The sequence below is a fragment of the Acetobacterium sp. UBA5834 genome, assembly GCF_002435675.1.
Taxonomy (GTDB): Bacteria; Bacillota; Clostridia; order Eubacteriales; family Eubacteriaceae; genus Acetobacterium; species Acetobacterium wieringae.
This window is the reverse complement of record NZ_DJGY01000069.1, coordinates 189,378-212,224: the sequence shown is the minus strand read 5'-3', so window position 1 is coordinate 212,224 and position 22,847 is coordinate 189,378. Positions and strand designations below refer to the sequence as shown.

Sequence of the window (22,847 nt, the reverse complement as noted above, 5' to 3'; positions counted from 1 at the left end):
ATTTCACCTAAGCGATTGCTTTTTCGATCAGCTCTACCACATCACCAATCGTTGTCAGTTCGCCATCCATTTCAATGCTGGTATCAAAGGCTTCTTCGATTTCCATAACCAGTTCTACCGTATCCAGTGAGTCCAGTTCCAGTTCTTCGAAGGTTGAATCCATTGTTACTTCCAGATCCTGTTCGTCTTTGTAATTCCGTAAAATTTCCACTACTTTTTCTAATACCATTTGATTAATCCTCCTAAGATTATAAAATAAATTTTTACTTGAGATCGGTTTAGTTGCTTTAGTAATTATAATTGTTAGTAGACCCTATCAGGCCCATTCAATCACACAGGCGCCAGTTGTCAGGCCCCCGCCAAAAGCGGTTAAGGCAATTCGGGTACCGGATTTGAATAAACCATTGCGATTCAGTTCATCCAATACCAGAGGAATACTGGCTGCAGAAGTATTGCCGCAGCCGTCGACCCGCAGAACAAATTTGTCAATTGATAACTTCAGTCGTTTGGCAGCCCCTTCGATAATCCGCAGGTTGGCCTGATGGGGAATAATATAATCAAGATCTGCAAGAGCAATACCGGCTTTTTGTGTCACCGAGCGTAAATCACTGCATATGGCAGCTACCGCAAAGCGATAAACCTCCGGCCCATCCATCAGCAGATAGGGAGCTGGATGGGGCTGACCTGTGGTCAGGGGATGGTTACCCTTGGGCCAGGGAATGCTTAAGGCATGCTGATTTCCGACGGCAGTCAGTTGGATCGCTTTGAGGCTGTCGCCGCTGGTCAGCACCGTCGCACCGGCACCATCGCCAAAAAGAACGGCGGTGGCCCGATCCTGCCAGTCCACCAGTTTGGACATCGCATCCACCGCAATGACTAAAATTTTCATATCACCATTGCGGGAAAAATAGGCATCAGCCACGTCCAGCCCATAGACAAAGCCAGAACAGGCCGCATTAAGGTCAAAACTGGGGCAGGTCGCACCAAGTTGTTCCTGAATCAGGCAGGCCAGAGAAGGGGTGACAGTATCACCGCCAAGGGTGGGGCAGATAATCAGATCGAGCTCAGTTGGTTTGATTTGGGCGTTTGCCAGAGCGTTCACACTGGCTTCCAGGGCGATATCCAAAATGGACTCATCGACACAAATATGCCTGGCTTCAATGCCAGTTCGAGAAACGATCCACTCATGGGACGTATCCAGAAACTGGGCGAGGTCTTCATTGGTCTGAATTGTTTTAGGCAACGCAGAACCGGTTCCGATAATTGTAAAGGACATTTGTTCCTCCAAACATCAAGGCTCGGACGACTCATTTTCGTCAGCGAGCCTTGATAATTTTTTTCTGAAAAAACCATTTAATTTTTCCATGCCATGAATTAAAACTTCTTTTTCTTCATCAGTCATTTCTTTAGCAATATCTTTCACCATTTTTACATGAAAATACTGGTGAATTTTATCGATCCGCAAGCCCTTGTCGGTAAGACGGACGTATACAACTCGCCCATCGGTATTGCTTTTCTCTTTTTTTACATACCCCTTCTTGACCAGTTTATTAATGGCCACTGTTACTGAGGGGAGGGTAATGTTTAGACTTTGGGCAAGATCACTTATGGTTCTTCCATCATTTGTATTTTTTCCCACATGCTCAATCAGATGCATTTCATTGATTGATAAATCAATATTTGTCGATTGCTTGAGTAAATCCTCTTCAAACTTTAAAATATTATTGAATGTATCAACCAGAACGGCGTTGAGTTGGGAAGAAAAAGAGTCCAAAGGGTCACCTCCATATTTATTAGATTGTCTAACTAATTATAGCGCTAAAAAAATATTTGTCAAGAAAAGCTCTGGTTCTGGAGAGTTTCTTAGGCGGTCTTAAGATTTAATAGCTCTCTAAAATAATTTTTTTTAACCAAGCTCACTGGTTAATTCATTCATTAAGGCTTCCACGGTGGTAATTTCAGAGATCTTATAGGCGTTGGCCCCGGAAAAAACATAGCCGTTATCGAGATCACCTTTTCTACCGGCAATCAGTGCCAAACCAATACAGTAGGGTGCCGTTTTATAGTCACAACTCTTGATGCAGTTAATGGGACAGTTTTTGGGGTGCCGCAATCCAGCTTTGACTTCTTCCAGAAAGCGGTTGTGAATGGCCCGGCCTGGCAAACCAGCAGGACTGACAATAATCTCAATATCGGTTTTGGTTGCTTTAACCATGGCTTCTTTAAAGGCCTGTGAGGCATCACATTCGTCGGTGGTGACGAAGCGGGAACCAATCTGAACGGCATCGGCACCAGCTGCCAGCGTTTCCCGAACATCGGCTGCTGTAGTAATTCCACCACCGGCGATTAGGGGGATGTGTCGTCCAACCAGATCCTCATAGGGTTTGATTTCTTCCAATACGCCGGGAATTAATGCTGGTAGCGCCTGTTCAGCCAACCGCTGGGGAGTCAGATCTTCATTTTTAAAACCTAAATGACCGCCCGCCAGGGGACCTTCCAGAACGATGGCATCGGGAGCAACTTCGTAGTGGCGCCACCAGTGTTTTAAGATCAGCTTGGCTACCCGCTTGGATGATATAATGGGAGCAATCCTGGTTAAAGAATTGCGGGTCAGTTCCGGCAGGGTTAAGGGCAGGCCTGCTCCGGCAAAAATGATATCATATCCAGTTTGCACAGCATCTTTAACCAGTTGTTCGTATTGGGTTAAGGCCACCATAATATTAATTCCGATGGGTCGATTGCCGGATATTGTTTTGGCCCGTTTAAAGTGATCCGTCATTGCTTGTCGATTGGCCAGCTTGGGATTTTTTTTATAGTCAGGGTAATCACTACCCATTTCCACTGCCGATAAAACACCGAGTCCGCCAAGTTTTGAGACGTGACCGGCCAGATTAGAAAGCGAAACACCGATCCCCATGCCTCCCTGGACAATCGGTTTGGAAAATTCCAGATTTCCAATATTAAATTGAGTTTTCAAAAAAAAACCTCCTTTGCAATTATTCTTGCGATTGGAGGTAATCATAGCATATTGAGAATTAATCTGTAAAGAAAAAGCTAAATCTCGGTTATTTTTTCCGGAGTATCCCGTTTTGTTTTAAGAAATGCTATTTTTAAAAAGGACCACTTGGTTTCAGCGGTGAGGATGCCCATAAAAATAACCAGACAGCCCAAAAACATCATCAACGTGAAATCCTCGCCAAGGATCATGATCGATAAGAGACTGCCAAAGACCGCTTCAAGACTAAGGATAATGGCGGCATGGGTGGAATTGGTATATTTTTGGGCCATTGTCTGTCCCAAAAATGCCAGGAAGGTACAGAATATCCCCAGATACAAGCCATTGATAAGACCGGGTATCGGGATCGCCAGGGTAAATTCGTCAGTTAGTATAACATAGGCTAAGGATACGATTGCCGCAAAACCCAGTTGAATCACTGTCAGGGCAATGGGATCATGTTCTTTTGAGTAAATCCCCACCACGACAATATGACAGGCGTATAATAAGGCACACAACAGGGTAAGGGCATCCCCGGGATTAAAGGAAAATCCAACCGAAAAATCGATGGTCAACAGGGCCAGCCCCAGCAGCATAATAAAAGCTGCTACAAAATTATACTGATCCGGCCGATGTTTTTTGACGGCCCAGTAAATAAAGGGTACCATAATCACATTGGTCGCCGTTAAAAAAGCCTGTTTTCCGGCCAGCATATATTGCAGACCAATCATCTGGGCGGCAAAAGCAGTGAACAAAAAAAAGCCAATCACACAACCGGACTTAATTGTATCTTTTGAGAGGTTTTTTAAATTTTTCCGGAAAATAAATCCGGATAACAGGGAGGCAACGGCGAATCGGACCGTCATCAACATCATCGGTGACATGGAGTCCAGGGCGTTTTTTGACGCAACAAAACCACTGCCCCAGACAAAAGCCACAGCTACCAGCCCCAGATCAGCAAAGAGTGCTTGTTTTTTTATTTTTTCCATGATGATATCCTTTCTCAGGTTCTGGTTTAATTATAACTAAAATAATCAGGGATGGCAAAAATATTTTGGTTTCCCCGATTAAAATGAGTTATAATAGAGAAGAAGTATATAAATTACATAAGGACGAATAAATGAAACTTGTATTGGTTAGACATGTAGAAACTTTTGGAAATGTGGAACATCGCCTCAATGGTCACACCGAATCCGATTATACGCCCCGGGGCGAGGCTATGAAAGAAATTCTGGTTGAAGAACTGATTGCCTTAGATAAGAAACTGGCATTTGATAAAATCTTTGCCAGTCCAACAACCCGGGCTTACAAAATTGCCCAGGCTGTAGGGGCAGAAACCGGGAAAGAAATTTTGGTCGACCACCGCCTGCGGGAATTTAACTTCGGGATCTTTGAAGGAAAAACCCGTGACGAATGCATCGAAATTTTCCAGTCAGAATGGGATCAATGGATGGCAAATTATATAAATTACAGAGTCCCCCAGGGTCAGAGTCAACGGGAATATCATGACCTTTGCGCCGAATTTTTAACCGAACTAACCGAAGGCGAAACGGTTCTGATGGTGGCTCACGGTGGTACGATCCACGGCATGTTGACCAACATGCTGAATCTGCCGCTGGACTGTAAATGGCATTTTGACATTAAATTGGGAAGTATCACGATGATTGATTATAACCACGGCTTTGGGATGCTATCCCATATGACCACCCCACCCTATGATGAACTGATTCCACACCCAACCCCCTTGACGGATGCCAAGAAATCCGCCATGCGGGCGGCTGCACGAGCTGAAGCGAAAACCAAAGCCGCCCATAAAAAAAAGAAGTAATAAAATCAGAGAGGAACTAAAATGCTTGTAGTCGCTTATGATAACCGTAGTGATTTTGAAATAGATGAAATGGTATTGGAAGAGGTCGAAGACGCAATGGTGCGAACGCTGCTTCACCAGGAAATTGAGGTGGAGTGTGAAGTAAGTTTTTCATTTGTCAGCACCTCCGAAATAAAAGATCTGAATCGGGAGTACCGGGATAAAGATTCTGTCACCGATGTCCTGTCCTTTCCGATGTATGAAGATTTCATAAATAATCGGGAGTCAATTATCAAAGACAATCCGTTTTTGCCCTTGTTACTCGGTGATATTGTTATCTGCATCCAGCAGGCAAAAGCCCAGGCCAAAGAATACGGAAATACCCTGACCCGGGAGCTTTCCTATCTGTCGGTGCACAGTGTATTGCACCTGTTGGGTTATGACCATCTGGAAGTTGATGAAAAATCAGTGATGCGTCGCATTGAAAAAGAAATTATGGGTGACGACTAAAGCCTTGCTCAATTAGAATCCTTCCATCAATTAAATGAATCAGGAGGTGGGGATGATTAGACGAAAGCTACAAAAGAGTTTTTCTTTTGCCATTGAAGGTATTTTATATACCCTCAAAACCCAGCCGAATATGCGGATTCACTTTGGCATCGGTTTATTGGCAGTGGCCTGCGGTTTTGTCTTTAAAATCGAAAACGATGAATGGCTGGCGCTGGTAATTGTAATCGGCTTTGTTTTTATCCTCGAAATTATCAACACCGCCATTGAAACCCTGGTGGATCTCTATACCGAGGAATACCATCATTTGGCCAAGGTTGCCAAAGACACCGCCGCCGGAGCCGTAATGGTAGCAGCCATCATGTCAATCTGCGTGGGGCTGATTATCTTTTTACCCAAAATTATCAATTGGTTTTTTTAACCAGAGAAAGAATGTGAATCATGAACGAAAACTTTAAATCAGGATTTATCAGCATTGTCGGTCGTCCGAATGTCGGAAAATCGACCTTGCTTAATAATATCATGGGGGAAAAATTGGTGATTACCTCGGCCAAACCCCAAACCACCCGCAATGCGATTCGTTGCATTTATACTGATGAGCAGGCCCAGATGGTTTTTATTGACACCCCAGGAATGCATCGTCCCAAAAACCGCTTAGGTGACTACATGCAAAAAGCGGCGGAAAATACCGTTGCTGATGTGGATATGGTTTTATATCTGGTCGAACCCGAAACAAAAATCGGGCCGGGCGATCAGTATATTCTGGAGAAGCTGGGAGCCAGCAAGACCCCGGTTGTTTTAGTTATCAATAAAATTGATCTTCTGCCCAAAGAAGAACTTCTAATTACCATAGCGGCATATCAGAAATACGATTTCCTTAAAGCCATTATTCCGATTTCAGCAGTTCAGGGGGATGGTGTTAAAGAACTGCTAGATTTGATAACCGATCTGCTCAGTCCGGGACCGATGTTTTTCCCCGCCGATATGATTATTGATCAATCCGAACGCTGGATTGTCCAGGAGCTGATCCGTGAAAAGATCCTTAACCTTTTAAATGATGAGGTTCCCCACGGTATTGCTGTCGAAGTAACGGCCATGAAACCCCGAAAAGGGAAGGATATTATTGATATCGAAGCGACCATTTTCTGTGAGCGCAAAACCCATAAAGGGATTTTAATCGGCAAGGGCGGCTCGATGCTGACCAAGATTGGTTCGCAAGCCCGGAAAGATATTGAATTTTTCCTCAAAACCCAAATCAATCTGCAACTCTGGGTGAAGGTTCGCACGGATTGGCGGGATAAGAATTTTGATCTGAAAGATTTAGGCTATTTTGAATAAATTTTTCGGTTTGGAGCAATATGGCACTGATTAAAACAAAAGGCCTGATCATCAGAGAGCAGCCCTACAAAGAACAGGATAAGATTCTGACCATTTTCACCGAAGATGAGGGTAAGATCCAATGTATTGCCCGAGGCGTCCGGCGTCAGAAAAGTGGTCTTTTAGCCAGTACTCAAATTTTTGCCTATAGTGAATTTGTCTATTATCCCGGCAAGAATTTTGGCATCATCAATCAGGCCAATTTAATCGAAGCCTTTTATCCCTTGCGAACTGATCTGACCAAAATGGCCCTGGCTTCATATTTACTGGACTTGATGTATAACGCCTACGAATTTTATCAGAAAAGTCCGGAGATTTTAAAACTGCTGCTCCATGTGTTGTTTTATATCTCCGGCGGCAAAGCCAGAAATGACCTGGTTCTGGTTGGGGCCTTTCAAATGAAGCTGGTCAGCTACTTAGGCTATCGTCCCGTTCTGGAAAGGTGCATGGTTTGTCAGCATGATCAGGATTTAACCCACTTCAGCATTGAACAAAATGGCCTGGTCTGCCGGGACTGCCGGGAACAAAGCCCCGGCTATCTCTATAAGCTAAACCCAGCCATGCTGGAACTGCTCCGGGACTTTTTAAAACAACCGATTAAACAGCTCAAAGACCGGGAGATCGACCCAGCTGAAGCCCTAAAACTTAGTGATCTGCTGGATCATTATATCAGCTGTTGCATCGGTAAATCTTCCAAAGCCTATGCTTTTTACAAAACCATGCTCAACCCCTAGATCTGTTGGGAAAAATATGAAAAATTTAAATTAAAAAGGAGATTATGATGGGAAACTACAAAATGGCACATACAATGATTCGGGTATTGGATTTAAAACGCTCTCTGGCGTTTTACAAAGAAGCTCTGGGATTTGAGGAAGTACGACGACGGGACGAACCAACCTATGAGTTTACGCTGGTGTTTTTAGGCGATGGCAATCCCAACGGTCATCAGTTGGAACTGACCTACAACTATGGTCAGGTGGCTCCCTATGATTTGGGCACTGCCTACGGTCATTTAGCCGTCGTGGTTGATGATCTTGAGGCGTCCTGGGCTGCACATGACGCAAAGGGCTATCAGCCAACTGAGCCAAAAGGTTTAAGTGGTGATGGTAAACCCCGATATTATTTTATTTCTGACCCGGACGGCTATAAAATTGAAATCATCCGAAAGTAAAAAGTTTGTCATGATAAGAGAGGAAGCACCTCTCTTTTTTGTGTAAAATTATTTCTGGCTAAGTGGATGGGAGCTATAAATCATGATCGTCATCATCCGAATCATCCGTAATGAAAAACTAGACATTGAACCTTCGAATATTTGATCATTTCGGGGGTAAGAATCAAACTGAAACACTATCCCAATCTGTACTGAAATATGGAGTCACTATTGGAGAAAAAACGAATCAAACTGGCTATTTTATCAGTAGCATCACTTTTAATGATATCGATGACCGCTTCTGCCATTCTTGCCGATATCGAACAGCATTACCCCAATGTGTCAGAAACCATGATTCAAATGGTTTTGACCCTACCGGCGTTATTGGGGGTGATTTTTGCATTTGCTGCAGGTCCACTCTCAATGCGGATCTCAAAAAAGAGTCTTGTCATTTTTAGTCTAACTTGCGGGCTCTCTGGTGGATTGATGGGATTGATCCTGGGGCCGCTGGCGATTGAATATTTATGGCTTTCCAGTGTTTTGATTGGTGTCGCTCAAGGAATTAATGCAACCATGACTCTGGCCTTAATCACTGTTTATTTTTCTGGCGAAGAAAGCGGGGCGATGATGGGACTCCAATCGGCTTTTCTTAACGGCGGGAGTATGGTGCTGCTGTTTACCTCCGGTTTGCTGGCAAATGTAAAATGGAATGCAACTTATCTGGTTTATCTGGTTTTTTTACCGATTCTGCTGATCGTCATAAAATATTTGCCCTATGATCAGCCGCTTCCAGCGACCCGACTAAAAGCAAGAAATCGTACTGAAAAACTAAAGGGTACCGTCTATTTTATTGCCCTGATCATCTTTTTATTTGGCAGCTGCTTTTTTGTTTTCCAGACAAACATAGCCTTGCTGGTGGTGAGCAAAGGCTATGGGGATGCGACGCTTAGCGGCATCATCAACACCCTGGTATCAGCAGCCGGAATGATCACCGGTTTTCGTTACAGCCTGATCATCCGATCCCTAAAAACAATGACCATAACCGTCGGAATTGCAGTTGTGGGTCTGGGGATGGGGCTAATATTTTTTTGGGGATCATTAGTCAGTATCTGTGTTGCCGCTCTATTTATCGGCTTTGGAATTGGTGTTGTTATGCCAACAGGAATTTATCTGGCCGCCAACGCAGTAAAAAAAGAGAAGCAATCCACTGCCATTGCATTGGTAACGGCAGCAGTCAATTTAGGAATGTTTGTCTCCCCCTTAATCTTTGATCGGGTATCGCTCCCGATCCCAGACAAGGATCCGAATGTCAAGTTTTTGATCGCATCGCTGAGCTTGCTGCTATTGGCAGCAGTATTTGCAATGAGTCGTCGATTTATTTTAAAAAAGCAGCACTAGATAATGCGTCGTATTGGGATTTAGAAGCTATCAAATCCTGATTTTTACCGGGTAAGTATGAATTAATCAAAGCGAAGGAGAGCTCACCATGAAAATTCATTTAAAAAAAATCACCATCACCGTAATATGGGGAGTTGTTTTTACGAGCCTGGTTTTGTTGCTCTGTTTTCCAATGATTGGCCATGCCCTTAATGAGAATAAACGGGTGTTGTTTATCAGTTCATACAGTGAAAGTTTCCCAACGGTTCCGCTGCAAATTAAGGGGATTCAGTCTGCGCTTGATGAGAAAGTCAGTCTGGATATTGAATATATGGATACAAAGCGGCTTGATACTGCGGAGAATAAACAACTGTTTTATGAAAATCTAGCTTATAAATTAAAAAATCTGCCGCCTTATGACGCCGTGCTCGTTGGGGATGATAATGCCTTACAGTTTATGATCGATCATCACGATACGCTGTTTCCCCAAATACCGGTGGTGTTTTTCGGAATCAATGATTTCGAGCGGGGGAAAGTAGCGGCCGAAAGCCCTTACTTTACAGGAATGTTCGAAAAATTTTCAATGGTCGAAACGATTAAAATCGCCAAAAAATTCAATCCTAAAGCTTCTCAAGTTATTGGTATTGTGGACTCATCCCTGACCGGACAAGGTGATCAGGGGCAATTTCTGGCCACTCAAAGTGAATTTAGTGATCTTGATTTTCGGGTCTTAAACGTATCGGATTATACCTTTGCTGAGTTTGGGGAAGTGCTTAAAAATCTTAATGACGATGCAATTCTTTTATACCTGAGTATGAACCAGGACAAAAACGGTGTTGTCAAAGACTTAAACGATCAGTATCAGTTTTTGAAAGATAATACCACCATACCGGTCTATCGAACCAGTATTGGCGGAATTGGTGAAGGCATATTGGGCGGAAAACTGATTGACTACGAGGCCTTTGGACGGATCTCTGGCAATTTAATCATGGATATATTAAATGGCAAGTCCGTGGAATCAATGGGTCTTATTGAGGATACACCCTATTACTATATATTTGATTATGATCTCATTAAAAAATTCAATATTCCCGAGTCGCTGATTCCCAAAAATGCGGTATTAATTAATAAAGAACCCTCGCCTCTGGAAAAATATCGGGAAATTTTTGTTAGCATCGGGGTTCTGATACTTTTTCTTTTGACTGTTTCATTAATTCTTATCGTCGATAATTTAAAACGACGTGCCATTCAAAAACAATTACAGGAAAGTTATGAGAGTCTAAAAATAACCAATGATCATCTTGAAAAAACTGAAGACAAATTGAGATCTCAGTATGAGGTCATTGAAAAAAGTCTCAAAGAAGTCGGAATCCTGAATCAGAAATATGCCATTGCGACAGAAATTACAAATAGTGCAGTTTGGGAATTGGATTTAGATACTAATGAAATTCTGATATCTGATAACTTTTCTTATGTCAGTCGAATCCCCAATGAAAACGAAAAATTTGAAGATTTATTGAGTCGATTAACCGATCCGGAACACAAAAACAGATTATTATCCGAAATACAGTCCTACTGTGCTGGGCGTAAAAATGAAATTGATATTCAGATTCCCATTAACGATGAGAATAATAAAGTAAAATGGCTACTATTCCGGGGCAGAGGAATATCACAGGGCAATGGTCTTATTAAACAAATTCATGGAATTCTCATGGACACGACACGAATGAAGGAACAGGAGGACTATATTGAATACCTTGCTACCCATGATTTTTTAACCGATTTGCCAAATCGAATGAGCTTTTTAGAAAAACTTGCGGATGCACTGGAATCTGGCAAACCTGGCGCCGTTTTATTGTTTGATATCGATAACTTTAAAGCGATCAATGATACCCAGGGACATGTCTATGGTGATGAGATCTTAAAAATGATTGCTCATCGACTCAGTGACCTTTCCAATGAAAAGACGTTTGTTTCCCGTTTTGGCGGAGATGAGTTCCTGATTTTAATAAAAAATGTTAATGGAACGCAAGAAGTTGAAAATTTCGCTCAAATTACAAAAGCAGCCTTTGACAAAGCATTTGTACTCAACGGCAAAGCCAATAATATCAATATCAGTATGGGATTAACCTGTTTTCCGGAAGACAGTTGTGATATCAATCAAATTATAATGAATGCTGATACAGCGATGTATCATGTTAAACATAGCGGCAAAAACAACTACATCTTTTATTACTCTGAAATGAAAGATATTATTAATACCCGAATCGAAATAGAAGCAATTATTCGAGAAGCCTTAGAAACGGATGGTTTCAAACTTCTGTATCAGCCACAAGTCGATTTGTGTTCAGCTCAAATCCATGGGTTCGAAGCGTTATTGCGATTTAAAGATCATAATATCCGACCAGATCAATTTATTCCAGTTGCAGAAGATACGGGTCTGATTATCAATATCGGTCGTTGGGTTGCTAAAACGGCTATTGAACAATTTGCTAAATGGCGAGACATGGGGCTCGGAGAAAAAATAATTGCGATTAATTATTCCAGTAAACAATTGAAGGATAGAGATTTTATCGCGTATCTGGGGCAACTCATAAGGACTCATGCAGTTAAACCAGAAATGATTGAAATTGAAATTACAGAAAGCATTCTGCTGGAGAATGATAATGAAACGATGTTTTTTTTACAGGGATTAAAAGATGCTGGTTTCAAAATCGCCCTGGATGACTTTGGTACCGGCTATTCATCTCTGAATTATCTGACATATATACCAGTTGATAAGGTTAAGTTGGATAAATCCATCAATGATAAGTTTCTAAACCTCAAAAACAATCAGGTCATGGATAGTCTAATTTCATTGGCACATAGTCTAAAGCTAGAAATCACCGCAGAGGGGATTGAAGATTGGGATCAATATTGGCAATTAAAGCGTGGCGGTTGCAACTATATTCAGGGCTATCTTTTCAGTAAACCGCTGGATTCAGCAGCGATAGAAAATATTTTTAATCATATCTTTGAAATAACTGATGAAAATTAAACCCATAAATCATTGATAAAAACAAAATTATTTAAGAAGGCCATCCATTTTTGCCAATAGCAAATGGATGGCCTTTGACAGAGCAATTACAACAGTCAAATTTTTAGTTAGGCAGCAACAGTCAATCTCCTAAGTGATGACCCACTGAGCAATCGTCGATAGTAAGCTTGCGTACATTTTTTATATTTGTTGAAAAGTTTGATTGCTTCGTTTTCATTGCAATATACTTTCCAACAACCACAATATTTACAATTTTTTCCTTCATGCTCGATAAATCCCTGAACATCTTCAAACGGATAACTTAAAAACAAGCCAATCTCGTGGGGAAATTCGCTGGAATCTTGAATCCGCTTGGATAAAAATTCCAGACAAGATTTCAAATCCTCGGTACGATAACCAATGTCCTGAAGAAAGCTGTCCACCCGCGGACATGAAAAGTCTTTGAGCAGTCGACTTTGACGATAAACATAGATTAAAACCCGACTGGCATTTATCCTCAGTACCTCCAGATAAACCCCACGAGCATTCAACGTATTATTACACTGCTCCAGCTGCTCTGCGAGTTGGCAATAGCTGGTAAATGGATAACTGAATAAATTACCAGTTTTCATTCCGGCTAATGTAGGCGAACAGTGGCGTATCAATTCTCTCTCGAACTTGTTCATGACGACATCTTCCGGGTATGCGATTTTAAAACACAGCCATCGCAATTCTTACATTGAGCACAATGCTCCTCCAGAATGTTTCGTAATGCAGCCAAACTGCTGCTATGTGACCGTGCCAGGGGCAAATTTAGTCTTTTTGCCTCATCGGTCGCACAGTTTACCATTTTATGCGAAACCGTCCCAGTAAATAATACAATCAAATCTGGGACGCCGATTTTTTTTTTCATTGCACCCTGCATTTGGGTGAAAACCTTAGCCCGACAATCATATTCTTTGCATAAATCTTTATATTGATAAATCATGCGATCATTTCCGCCAATAATAACAATGCTCATTTGGTGCCCTCCATCCCCTTGTGTTAGTTATTACTAACTGATTATAACTTATCACAATTCGGAGCAGCTGTCAATTATTTTTAAACATTTATTAAGGAATTATTATTGGTTTTTATGGCTGACTACAAAGCTCATATTTAAATATTATACCGCATAAATCAACATACAATATTTTAAGCATTGACTTTATATTGATTAACAGTTTTCGCGAAATAACATTGATCATCAAAAAAACGGCTGCAACATTAGATTATTATAATACAATTGATGATTGATAATAATATCACAAAATTGCACAACAATATTAATCAAAAGTCGAGTGATGCACAAGAAACATCGGCGCATATAATGAATATCTTATATTTAATGTCAGCAGTAATCTAAAGTATTTTGAGCAAAATATTACTGCTGCAAATATAATAAAAAAAATAATTCGCAAAATATTCACTTGACAATTGATAATATATGCCTTATCATGATGCCAATAGAATATTTAGCAAACTTATCGAAAGGTAAGGACGCAAAGCTTTAGGGTCTAAGTAATTATTTATATGACAGCCAGTTGCACAACCACATTTTTTAATGATGATTATAATGCAACGTGTCAATGCGTTGTTTTTTTATTCTATACGATTCAGTTGTTGGTCAATTTAATATTTGGCAAACTTATCGAAAGGTAAGGACGCAAAGCTATAGGGTCTAAATAAGTATTTATATGACAGCCAGTTGCAGATTATAGGTGTATTTAATTCGCCTTAATTGCAACGAGTAAATCGTTGCTTTTTTATTGCAAAAAACGAATGGAGGATACTGATGGATCAATTACTGATAACTGCAGAAGTTTTTATAATTGGAGCAGTGATGGGAGTATTTATGAAAAAAACGACTGATTATTTAATCAGTCAGCGAGTCAAGACCTTAACCAACCATCAGTTATCCGGCAGTGTTACAAAAACAATCTTTTGGGCGATGCTTAATGCAATCATCTGGTTGGTCTTTGTAAAGCTCAACGGACTTGAACCAAAAACACTGGAATGTATGTTGCTCTTTTCAATCTGTGTCATTCTTTCTGCTGTCGACATCAGCATTAAAAAAATTCCCAATGAGCTGGTATTAATGACGATATTCGTGGGCGGTGCCTTCATCATTACCGGGCAGCCGATTACCAGTATTGGGATGAATATCTTTGGTTTAGTAATTGGTTTTATTATATTCTTTTTACCAGCAATAATTGGAAAGGGCGCTGGTTGGGGAGACGTAAAATATGCCGCTGCGGTTGGTTTTTGTTTGGGCGTTTATGGAATAATTTCTGCGATTATGATAATGACTTTCTTTCTGATGATCTACACAGCTTACCTGATCATTAGAAGAAAAGGTAATTTAAAATCAAAGGTTGCCCTGGGACCGTTTATGGCTTCCAGTTTTGTATCCGTATTAATTTTAAACCTTATCAACACAAATTATCTGATAGATTTTGGAATGTTGTTTTAAACCGAGGTAAACTTGGTAACAATACGTAAAAAATATTAAAAAGGAGAAGAAAAAATGAAAAACGGATTATCACGCATGATCAGAGAAGAAGATGGACAGGGCATGGTTGAATATGGCTTGATTATCGCCGGGATTGCATTGGCTGCCATTGCTGCCATTTGGTTATTGGGGCCGCAAATCGGGCAAATGTTTACAGATATCGGCACTCAGTTAGCAGCATAATTACGCTAATTAGTTTGACTAACAAATATAAAATATTGGAGGAGAAACTGAAATGAAAAATCAATTAATGCACATGATCAGAGAAGAAGACGGACAGGGTATGGTTGAGTATGGCTTGATTATTGCCGGGATTGCATTGGCTGCCATTGCCGCCATTTGGCTACTGGGACCACAAATCAGTCAGTTCTTTACGGATATCGGAACGCAGATGGCGGCATAATGAAGTAGACTATTTAAAAAATTAAGCACGAATCATAAAATATAAAGGAGAAGAAAGAGATGAAAAACGGATTGTCACGCATGATCAGAGAAGAAGATGGACAGGGTATGGTTGAGTATGGTTTGATTATTGCCGGGATTGCATTGGCTGCCATTGCTGCCATCTGGTTACTAGGCCCGCAAATCGGTCAATTCTTTACCGATATTGGTACTCAATTAGCTGCATAAACGATAATAATTTATTGAAGATACTAAATTAAAAGGAGAAAATAAAATGAAAAACGGATTATCACGCATGATCAGAGAAGAAGATGGACAGGGTATGGTTGAATATGGTCTGATTATTGCCGGGATTGCATTGGCTGCCATTGCTGCCATCTGGTTACTGGGCCCTCAAATCGGTCAATTTTTTACGGATATTGGAACCCAATTAGCAGCATAAAGCCTACAGGTAGTTATTGTGTTTACTGTGAAGAAACCAGTGGCATATTGGCAACGTCAAAGTGGAGATTTCTGCCGGACGTAATCAATATGCCTTTTTTAGTCGGTTAAACGATCTGCTCCAGTTACAGTTAAATAAATCAGATCTTCAGGATGAATGATCAGGGAGGAAAAATGTTTGCAAACATAATCAAACGGTTTAAAAAAGAAGACGGGCAAGCAATTGTTGAGCTTGCTATCACCCTGCCAATTTTGATTATGATTTTGTGCGCAATTATCGATTTTGGTTGGCTGTTTATGAATCAGAACAGTATTGATTATGCCGCAAGAGAAGGCGCACGCTATGCAATCGTTCATTCAACCAGTAAGACAGCAATTGAAGAGCATATTCGGACAATTGCTCCTGAGAACATTGCCGACACTGTAGACATCAGCATCACGTTTACAAATACATCAAACCCCCGTCTTGGTGATGTAATCATCGTTATCAGTGATGATGTGAATATATTGACTCCAATTGTTGGTGTTTTTGTTCAGGGTGAAACCATGAATCTTTCTTCATCCTGTACCATGAAGGTGGAGTAAATGAGACAGATAATGAACTTATTAAAAAAATTTCCCTATAGACAGATAAAAAAATCCGAACAAGGTGATGCGTTGATTATTGTGGCCGTTTCGATGGTATTTATTATGGGAATGCTGGCATTGGTAATCGATCTGGGGTTGGCGTTTTTAAGTACTGGAGAACAGCAAAAAGCTGCGGATGCAGCCGTATATTCATCCGGGCGGTTACTACCCATCGAAACGGGAAACACCACCAAGGTCAATCAGATTAAAGAGAGTGCCATTAATTATGCCGATCTTAATGGTTTTCCGGATTTAACGCCTGAGGATGTCATTCTGGGGAAAATCAGTAATGGTCAATATACTGAAATTCGTGTTACTGTTGATAATACGGTACCGATGTATTTTGCCAAAATATTTGGAGTCGATTATTTGGACCTTACCCGAACGGCTGTGGCAAAACTGTCGCCAGTTATCAGAACCACTGGGGTGGCACCAATTGGCTTGACGAAAGAGGAAATGGAATTAAGGTTGGCCAGCAATAACCTGACGCACGTAACTTTGAAATACGGGGAAAAAAATGTTTGGAGCGATTCCCCATCCTTTTTTGGAGCACTTGATCTCGATGGCCAAGGAGGGGGAGCCAGCGATTATCGGATTTGGATTACCCAGGGTTATGCCGGTGAAATCAGTGTTGGCGATGTTCTCTTAAAAGAAATGGGAAACATGGAAGGACCTACTTTTCAGGGCTTTGATGAACGTTACAACGGTTGTACCCATTTTGGTGCGCTCAGCGGCGGTGTTGGCTGCACTACTGATAATTTCGAACCGACATGCCCGAGAATTGTCAAGGTGCCCATTTACTCGTATACGGTTGATAAACAAACCGTTGTAGTGGAGGGATTTGCCGCGTTTCTTCTGGAAAATCAAACTGATAAAGGTGAAATCACTGGTTCATTCTTAAATATGGTGTCAAATGGCGCTTCTTCAGGAAGTAACGTCGGGGAAGGAACCGATGGGGATTTTGGATTATATAATTTGATCCTTTCCGAATAATTAATAATTACCGGTATTTTGGGTAAATACCATTTATAAACCCATTAATCAGTTGAATGGAGAAATCGATGAAAAAACTCGTAATAATTGCATTGATCGTATCGGTGATCACCGGATTTGCAGTTTTTCAATTTGCAATCTCCCTGCAAAAAGGCAAAGACCAGGCGACACAGCCCGTTGTTTTGGCAACTCAGGCCATTCCCAAGGGAACCGTCATTGAAAAAGAGATGCTAACAACCGAAGAAGTACCAATTGAGATGGTTCACCAACTGTCAATTGCCAATCCGGAGGATGTTCTGGGGCGTATCACCAAGGAAAACATTGAGGCCAATGAACAGATCCTGACCAGTCGTTTAAGTGATACCAATCAGGAAAATAATAATTTATCCTACGCCATCGAACCGAATTATCGGGCGCTGACCATTCTGGTCGATGAAGAAAAAGGGGTAGGTGGATATTTAGTCAAGGGAGATCGTGTTGATCTTGTCACTATTTGGATCACAAAAGAAAATGGTGTCGTTTCACAATATGTTGTCGAGAATATCGAAATCCTGGAAATTGGCCCAATAAGCACTGGCGACAAAGGCGGGGAATACACCTCAGTAACGGTATCGGTACCAGCAACTGAGGTCGAGAAAGTTACCTATGCGCTGTCAATCGATCAAACACCGAAGTATCGTCTGGTACTCCGCTCACCAGTTGACAAGGCCATTTTGGGTCCAAAGCCGTTCATGCCTTAATCTAATTCGGCAATAAATAATAATTCATATATTATAGAAAAAAATGGGGTAAACGCCATGGAAAAGATAAAGGTAATGATTGTCGGAAATAATGACAATCGGATCTATGAAATTAAAAGCCTGCTTCGCAGTGACAGCGTGGCATTTATCGGTTTCTCAAAACAGGATGAAAATGTTCTGGAGAAAGCCATCAGTTTGAAACCCCATGTGCTGATTATTCAATGTGAAGATGACTACAAAGCAGCCATCGATTTGGCTGAAAAAATATATATCCGAATTCCCGGATGTGCAGTAATTCTTATCTGTGACAGTTTTGATGTAAGCATGATCGAAAAAGTCATGTTGGCCGGGATCCGCAAAGTACTACAGTTCCCCATTGATGCTGAAACGTTACAGGAAAACATCGAATTGGCTCATTACATGGAAAAATCCCGTTTGGAAAATGCGGATATCACGGCATCCAATAATATGCAATCCCGGATAATTACGGTATTTGGTGCCAAAGGCGGGATTGGTAAGACAACCATTGCTATAAATTTAGCGGTATCGCTGGCAAAAATGGGTAAAAAGGTCGCGGTAATCGATGCTGATCTCCAATTTGGGGATGTCAATGTTTACTTTGATATTGACCCGAAGGATACTATTTCTGAATTATCACAGGGCAACGATGCCGGTGATATTGACGCCATCAAACGGATGATGGCCTTGCATTTTTCCGGGGTCAGCATTGTCTGTGCCCCCAAAAGTCCCGAATATGCCGAATATGTAACCCCTAAAAACATCGAAACCATGATTAATACCATGCGGCCCTTTTATGACTATATTCTGATTGATACCGCACCGGTGTTTAGTGACATTACCATGGCAGCCATCGAGAATTCAAACCTGGTACTGTTAATTACTGTTCAGGATATCTCAACCTTGCGCAACACCAAAATTACCCTCAATATTCTAGAGTCCCTGCAACAGAAAGAAAAAACGGAACTGGTGATCAATCGGATAACAAAGGGATTGATCAGCTTAAAGGATATGCAGCGGGTTTTAAATGAACCGGTTAAAAATACCATCGTTTTTGATTTCAAGACAGCGACAACCGCTCATAACAAGGGAATCCCCGTTGTCTTGGACGCACCTAAGTCGGAAATTAGCAAGAACCTAAAAAAACTGGCGCAATATATCGTCAATACCATTGACCATCGAGTTAGTTAAAAAGAAAGAATCGATAAAAGAGGTAAAAAAATGGGACTGCTGGAAAGAATGGAACAACAACGACTGGGACAAAAAGACAAGGATCAGGAAGAAGGAAAGAAAGACATTATACATGTTGATATCCATCAGGATCTGAAAAATCGGGTTCACCAGGAAGTAATTAATGAAATCAATAGCAGTAAGGTTGACACGGTCGGCAAAGAAAATCCCATCGAAATCCTGCGAATCCTGGAAAATGTCATGGCGGTTGAAGCGGAAAATGTCAACCGCCTGGATCGCAGCCGTATTACCGAAGAATTACTCAATGAGATTATCGGCTATGGACCGCTGGAAGTGCTTTTAAATGATCCGGATATTTCCGAGATCATGGTTAACGGTTATAACCGGGTCTATATTGAAAAAAAAGGGAAGATTCAATTATCGCCGGTGGTTTTCAAGGACAATCAGCATGTGATGAACGTGATTGACCGGATTGTATCTTCGGTAGGCCGTCACATCGATGAGTCCAGTCCGATGGTCGATGCCCGGTTAAAAGATGGTTCCCGGGTCAACGTGGTGATTCCACCGCTTTCTCTGGTCGGGCCGGTTATTACCATTCGAAAATTCTCCAAAAAACCAATTACCACTGATCAATTATTGGGTTTTGGATCAATATCAAAAAAAATGCTGTCGTTTTTGGAAGCCTGTGTTAAGGGCAAACTGAATATTATTGTATCCGGTGGAACCGGCAGCGGGAAAACAACCATGCTCAATGTGCTTTCCAGCTTTATTCCGGATAACGAACGGATTATCACCATTGAGGATTCGGCCGAACTGCGGCTGTTACAGGATCATGTGATTACCCTGGAAAGTCGACCATCCAATCTGGAAGGACGAGGAAAGGTCTCAATTCGGGAACTGGTCGTCAATGCCCTGCGAATGCGGCCGGATCGGATCATTGTCGGAGAGGTTCGTTCGGCAGAAACCATCGATATGCTTCAGGCTATGAACACTGGCCATGACGGTTCATTGACCACCATTCATGCCAATTCACCAAGAGACTCTCTGTCTCGTATCGAGACGATGGTTTTGATGTCAGGGATGGATTTGCCGTTGCGGGCAATCCGAGATCAGACGACCTCAGCCATTGACATCATCATCCAGCAATCACGACTCCGGGATGGAACCCGAAAGGTGGTAAATATTACAGAGGTTACGGGTCTTGAAGGAGATGTCATTGTTATGCAGGACATTTTCAGCTATGAAATGACCGGACAATTGGACACCGATGGAAAATTCAAAGGACGCTTTAAAAGCATGGGGATCAAGCCCCGATGTTTAGAGAAAATTGCTCATAATGGTGTAATGATTAATGATGATTGGTTCATCGAGTAAATGAGTTTATACGGAGTAATGCAATGAATGCGATCATCGTCACCTTATTAATGATGCTTACAGTATTTTTTCTGGTATTGCTGTTGCTTTACGCCATTTCAGCGGATCAACGCCAGATGCAAAAGCGGTTTAACGGCCTGACAAGCCTGAGTGCAACCGACTTGACAAATTTAAAAAAAGCCCGAAAAAGTCGGGAAAAATCCAAACACAAGGTGCTTAAAAAACTGGAAAATGATTTGTCAATGTCTGGTATTCTGATCCGACCTTCTGAATTTCTGCTTCTCTGGATTGGCTTGTCGATGATTCCCTCAACCCTGGTGTTTATGCTGGGCGGCAATATTATCTTTTCAATTATTTTACTGCTATTTGGGTTATTGGTACCGCCGCTTTATGTGAATAAAAAACGGGCAACTCGAGTCGAACTGTTTGAACAGCAACTAATTGATGCCATCAGTATCATGAGCAGTTGTTTGAAAGCTGGTCTCACCTTTCAGCAGGCGTTAGTCAGCATATCAACTGAAATGCCAAACCCCATTTCGGAAGAATTTGGCCGGGTTGTTAAGGAGTTAAAATTAGGCAGCTCCATTGAAACGTCTTTAACCCGGTTATCTGACAAAATTGGCAGTCAGAATTTCATGATGATTGTTTCAGCAATTCTGATACAGCGCCAGACCGGCGGGAATCTCTCAGAAATTTTAACCAATATTTCGGGAACCATCAAAGAACGGTTTAAAATAAAAAATGAGATCAAAGTTTTGACAGCAACTGCCAGAACCTCAGGTCTTGTGGTGGGTTTAATGCCCTTGGTAATTATACTTGTGTTTTTGTTATTTAATCCCGATTATGTAACCATATTCTTTGAATCCAATCTCGGTATTGCCATGGTAGTCATTGCTATTGTAATGGAAGTAATTGGCTATCTGATTATCCGAAGAATCGTCAATATAAAATTTTGACGATTAAATCGTAAAGAAATGAGGTGACGCAGATGTTTTTTTTGGTGATCAGTGTTTCATCACTGATTTTTATCCTGATTCTAATCATGTTTTACAATCAGGCGAGCATTGCCGATACCAAAAGGAAAAGACTCGGTTCGATTAAAAAAAGAAACAAAAATGATCTTGATGATGAGTTTGAGAAACCTTTTTTTCAACGGGTCATTCTGCCCATTTACCAATCGTTAATTAAAAAAATATCATCACTGTTTCCCAAAAAAGGGAGTGCCACAAATAAAAAAACCGAGACAAATCTCAGACTCGCCGGACTTCAGCTTGCCGTCAATGAATACAATGCGATCCGGATTATTGTTTTTGGTGGCTTTTTTATTGGTGCATTTTTTATAACTTTGTTCACCCGCTGGAATATTTTAAATGAATTATTATTTGTTTTCGTCTGTATGTTATTGGGAATTATCGCACCGGTTGTTTTTTTAAAACTCAAAATAAACAAACGTCAAGGCGCAATTTCCAATGAATTGCCGGATATTATGGATATCCTTTGTGTCACCATGGAAGCGGGACTGGGTTTTGATTCGGCGCTTATTAAAATTGGCGAGCGTTTAAGTGGCGTTCTGGTTGCCGAACTGAATATTGTTCATTCTGAAATTAACTATGGAAAGCCCCGCAAAGATGCCCTCAAAAGCTTGGCTGATCGTAATTCGGTTGAAGAATTAAAAACCTTTGTGGGTTCAATTATTCAGGCGGAACAATTGGGAATTCCCATTAATCATGTCTTGAAAGCACAATCCGAAGAATTGCGAATAAAAAGAAGACAACGAGCCGAAGAAAAAGCCATGAAAGCACCGGTCAAAATGATGATTCCACTGGTTTTTTTCGTTCTTCCAGTACTATTTATTGTTCTTTTGGGGCCAACAATTTTACAGCTTGTTAAACAGTTTGGTTAAGGGGTATAATAAATGAAAACATGTCGTATTTTTAAAAATGACACACTCCTGTTTAGTGAAATACAAGTCGCAGATAACTTCGTCACCCGATTGGTCGGTTTATTAAGAACCACCGAATTAGCTGATAACCAGGGACTCTTACTCAAAAAATGCAATCAGGTTCATACCTTTGGGATGAAATTTCCGATTGATGTGATCTTTTTCTCAAAAGATGGCAAGATCCTACATCTGGAACACCACATGAGGCCGGGAAAAGTCAGTCCCCATGTTAAAAATGCATACTGGGTACTGGAGCTTCAATCGGGCTCCTGTCAAAAATATCACCTGGAAGTCAATCAGCGTCTTGTCGTCAGTCAATAATTTAGAAAGGTATAATAA

Annotated in this window: 28 protein-coding genes and 2 riboswitches; of the genes, 21 read left to right on the top strand and 7 right to left on the bottom strand. The window is 41.2% G+C overall.

Annotated features, from left to right (window positions below; all coding sequences use genetic code 11):
- Positions 1-7: 7 nt before the first annotated feature.
- From B3F51_RS15005 to B3F51_RS14985, 5 genes are all read right to left on the bottom strand, one after another.
- Complete coding sequence (locus tag B3F51_RS15005) at positions 8-229, bottom strand: acyl carrier protein (protein ID WP_070372239.1); 222 nt, start codon at positions 227-229, stop codon at positions 8-10.
- 87 nt (positions 230-316) lie between these two features.
- Entirely contained in the window at positions 317-1,276 is a 960-nt protein-coding gene (locus B3F51_RS15000; protein WP_286807809.1) for a beta-ketoacyl-ACP synthase III, read from the bottom strand.
- Positions 1,277-1,291: 15 nt separating this feature from the next.
- Positions 1,292-1,774 carry a MarR family winged helix-turn-helix transcriptional regulator gene (locus B3F51_RS14995; RefSeq protein WP_148637129.1) on the bottom strand — a complete coding sequence of 161 codons (483 nt, stop codon included), beginning with the start codon at positions 1,772-1,774 and terminating at the stop codon, positions 1,292-1,294.
- A 132-nt stretch (positions 1,775-1,906) separates the two neighbouring features.
- Positions 1,907-2,977 (bottom strand): NAD(P)H-dependent flavin oxidoreductase, encoded by a 1,071-nt coding sequence (locus tag B3F51_RS14990; RefSeq protein ID WP_148637130.1) that lies wholly within the window; start codon positions 2,975-2,977, stop codon positions 1,907-1,909.
- 77 nt (positions 2,978-3,054) lie between these two features.
- A complete protein-coding gene (locus tag B3F51_RS14985; RefSeq protein ID WP_148637131.1) occupies positions 3,055-3,984 on the bottom strand; it encodes a DMT family transporter in 930 nt (309 codons plus the stop codon).
- Positions 3,985-4,115: 131 nt separating this feature from the next.
- On the opposite strand from B3F51_RS14985, the gene B3F51_RS14980 reads away from it, so the two are divergent.
- From B3F51_RS14980 to B3F51_RS14945, 8 genes are all read left to right on the top strand, one after another.
- A complete protein-coding gene (locus tag B3F51_RS14980; RefSeq protein ID WP_148637132.1) occupies positions 4,116-4,823 on the top strand; it encodes a histidine phosphatase family protein in 708 nt (235 codons plus the stop codon).
- A gap of 21 nt (positions 4,824-4,844) precedes the next feature.
- Positions 4,845-5,312, top strand: a complete 468-nt coding sequence (ybeY, locus tag B3F51_RS14975) for an rRNA maturation RNase YbeY (RefSeq protein WP_148637133.1) — start codon at positions 4,845-4,847, stop codon at positions 5,310-5,312.
- 52 nt (positions 5,313-5,364) lie between these two features.
- Complete coding sequence (locus B3F51_RS14970; RefSeq protein WP_286947881.1) at positions 5,365-5,730, top strand: diacylglycerol kinase family protein; 366 nt, start codon at positions 5,365-5,367, stop codon at positions 5,728-5,730.
- Between the two features lie 20 nt (positions 5,731-5,750).
- Positions 5,751-6,647: a GTPase Era gene (gene era, locus B3F51_RS14965; RefSeq protein ID WP_286947879.1), complete on the top strand. Its 897-nt coding sequence runs from the start codon at positions 5,751-5,753 to the stop codon at positions 6,645-6,647.
- 20 nt (positions 6,648-6,667) lie between these two features.
- The gene (gene recO / locus B3F51_RS14960) at positions 6,668-7,420 is read left to right on the top strand and encodes a DNA repair protein RecO (RefSeq protein ID WP_148637135.1); all 753 of its coding nucleotides are present in this window, start codon (positions 6,668-6,670) and stop codon (positions 7,418-7,420) included.
- A gap of 47 nt (positions 7,421-7,467) precedes the next feature.
- Complete coding sequence (locus B3F51_RS14955) at positions 7,468-7,857, top strand: VOC family protein (RefSeq protein ID WP_286947878.1); 390 nt, start codon at positions 7,468-7,470, stop codon at positions 7,855-7,857.
- Between the two features lie 210 nt (positions 7,858-8,067).
- Positions 8,068-9,234 carry an MFS transporter gene (locus tag B3F51_RS14950; RefSeq protein ID WP_286947877.1) on the top strand — a complete coding sequence of 389 codons (1,167 nt, stop codon included), beginning with the start codon at positions 8,068-8,070 and terminating at the stop codon, positions 9,232-9,234.
- Positions 9,235-9,322: 88 nt separating this feature from the next.
- Positions 9,323-12,250, top strand: a complete 2,928-nt coding sequence (locus B3F51_RS14945) for a bifunctional diguanylate cyclase/phosphodiesterase (RefSeq protein WP_148637138.1) — start codon at positions 9,323-9,325, stop codon at positions 12,248-12,250.
- Positions 12,251-12,357: 107 nt separating this feature from the next.
- Here B3F51_RS14945 and B3F51_RS14940 read toward each other — a convergent pair whose 3' ends face one another.
- Complete coding sequence (locus tag B3F51_RS14940) at positions 12,358-12,915, bottom strand: DUF3793 family protein (RefSeq protein ID WP_250936159.1); 558 nt, start codon at positions 12,913-12,915, stop codon at positions 12,358-12,360.
- Entirely contained in the window at positions 12,912-13,250 is a 339-nt protein-coding gene (locus B3F51_RS14935) for a DUF2325 domain-containing protein (protein WP_070372225.1), read from the bottom strand. Before B3F51_RS14935 ends, B3F51_RS14940 begins: the two co-directional genes overlap by 4 nt.
- A gap of 485 nt (positions 13,251-13,735) precedes the next feature.
- Positions 13,736-13,820: riboswitch (cyclic di-GMP riboswitch) on the top strand.
- Positions 13,821-13,899: 79 nt separating this feature from the next.
- Positions 13,900-13,984, top strand: a riboswitch (cyclic di-GMP riboswitch).
- A 79-nt stretch (positions 13,985-14,063) separates the two neighbouring features.
- On the opposite strand from B3F51_RS14935, the gene B3F51_RS14930 reads away from it, so the two are divergent.
- The 13 genes from B3F51_RS14930 (at position 14,064) to B3F51_RS14870 (ending at position 22,829) form a co-directional block, all read left to right on the top strand.
- Positions 14,064-14,741, top strand: coding sequence for a prepilin peptidase (locus B3F51_RS14930; protein ID WP_286947873.1), 678 nt, complete (start codon positions 14,064-14,066; stop codon positions 14,739-14,741).
- Between the two features lie 54 nt (positions 14,742-14,795).
- Positions 14,796-14,963, top strand: a complete 168-nt coding sequence (locus tag B3F51_RS14925; RefSeq protein WP_084633732.1) for a Flp family type IVb pilin — start codon at positions 14,796-14,798, stop codon at positions 14,961-14,963.
- 52 nt (positions 14,964-15,015) lie between these two features.
- Positions 15,016-15,183 carry a Flp family type IVb pilin gene (locus tag B3F51_RS14920; RefSeq protein ID WP_228879716.1) on the top strand — a complete coding sequence of 56 codons (168 nt, stop codon included), beginning with the start codon at positions 15,016-15,018 and terminating at the stop codon, positions 15,181-15,183.
- Between the two features lie 59 nt (positions 15,184-15,242).
- Positions 15,243-15,410, top strand: coding sequence for a Flp family type IVb pilin (locus tag B3F51_RS14915; RefSeq protein WP_084633730.1), 168 nt, complete (start codon positions 15,243-15,245; stop codon positions 15,408-15,410).
- Between the two features lie 46 nt (positions 15,411-15,456).
- Positions 15,457-15,624 carry a Flp family type IVb pilin gene (locus tag B3F51_RS14910; protein WP_084633730.1) on the top strand — a complete coding sequence of 56 codons (168 nt, stop codon included), beginning with the start codon at positions 15,457-15,459 and terminating at the stop codon, positions 15,622-15,624.
- A gap of 173 nt (positions 15,625-15,797) precedes the next feature.
- The gene (locus B3F51_RS14905) at positions 15,798-16,208 is read left to right on the top strand and encodes a TadE/TadG family type IV pilus assembly protein (protein WP_070372223.1); all 411 of its coding nucleotides are present in this window, start codon (positions 15,798-15,800) and stop codon (positions 16,206-16,208) included.
- Positions 16,209-17,243 carry a pilus assembly protein TadG-related protein gene (locus B3F51_RS14900; protein WP_070372222.1) on the top strand — a complete coding sequence of 345 codons (1,035 nt, stop codon included), beginning with the start codon at positions 16,209-16,211 and terminating at the stop codon, positions 17,241-17,243.
- A gap of 68 nt (positions 17,244-17,311) precedes the next feature.
- Positions 17,312-17,983, top strand: a complete 672-nt coding sequence (cpaB, locus tag B3F51_RS14895) for a Flp pilus assembly protein CpaB (protein WP_228879719.1) — start codon at positions 17,312-17,314, stop codon at positions 17,981-17,983.
- 57 nt (positions 17,984-18,040) lie between these two features.
- A complete protein-coding gene (locus B3F51_RS14890; protein ID WP_286947871.1) occupies positions 18,041-19,192 on the top strand; it encodes an AAA family ATPase in 1,152 nt (383 codons plus the stop codon).
- A gap of 30 nt (positions 19,193-19,222) precedes the next feature.
- Positions 19,223-20,566 carry a CpaF family protein gene (locus B3F51_RS14885; protein WP_250936147.1) on the top strand — a complete coding sequence of 448 codons (1,344 nt, stop codon included), beginning with the start codon at positions 19,223-19,225 and terminating at the stop codon, positions 20,564-20,566.
- Positions 20,567-20,589: 23 nt separating this feature from the next.
- Positions 20,590-21,522: a type II secretion system F family protein gene (locus B3F51_RS14880; protein WP_070372218.1), complete on the top strand. Its 933-nt coding sequence runs from the start codon at positions 20,590-20,592 to the stop codon at positions 21,520-21,522.
- 32 nt (positions 21,523-21,554) lie between these two features.
- Entirely contained in the window at positions 21,555-22,469 is a 915-nt protein-coding gene (locus tag B3F51_RS14875) for a type II secretion system F family protein (protein WP_228879721.1), read from the top strand.
- A gap of 12 nt (positions 22,470-22,481) precedes the next feature.
- Positions 22,482-22,829 (top strand): DUF192 domain-containing protein, encoded by a 348-nt coding sequence (locus B3F51_RS14870; RefSeq protein WP_148637090.1) that lies wholly within the window; start codon positions 22,482-22,484, stop codon positions 22,827-22,829.
- The last annotated feature ends 18 nt before the right edge of the window (positions 22,830-22,847 follow it).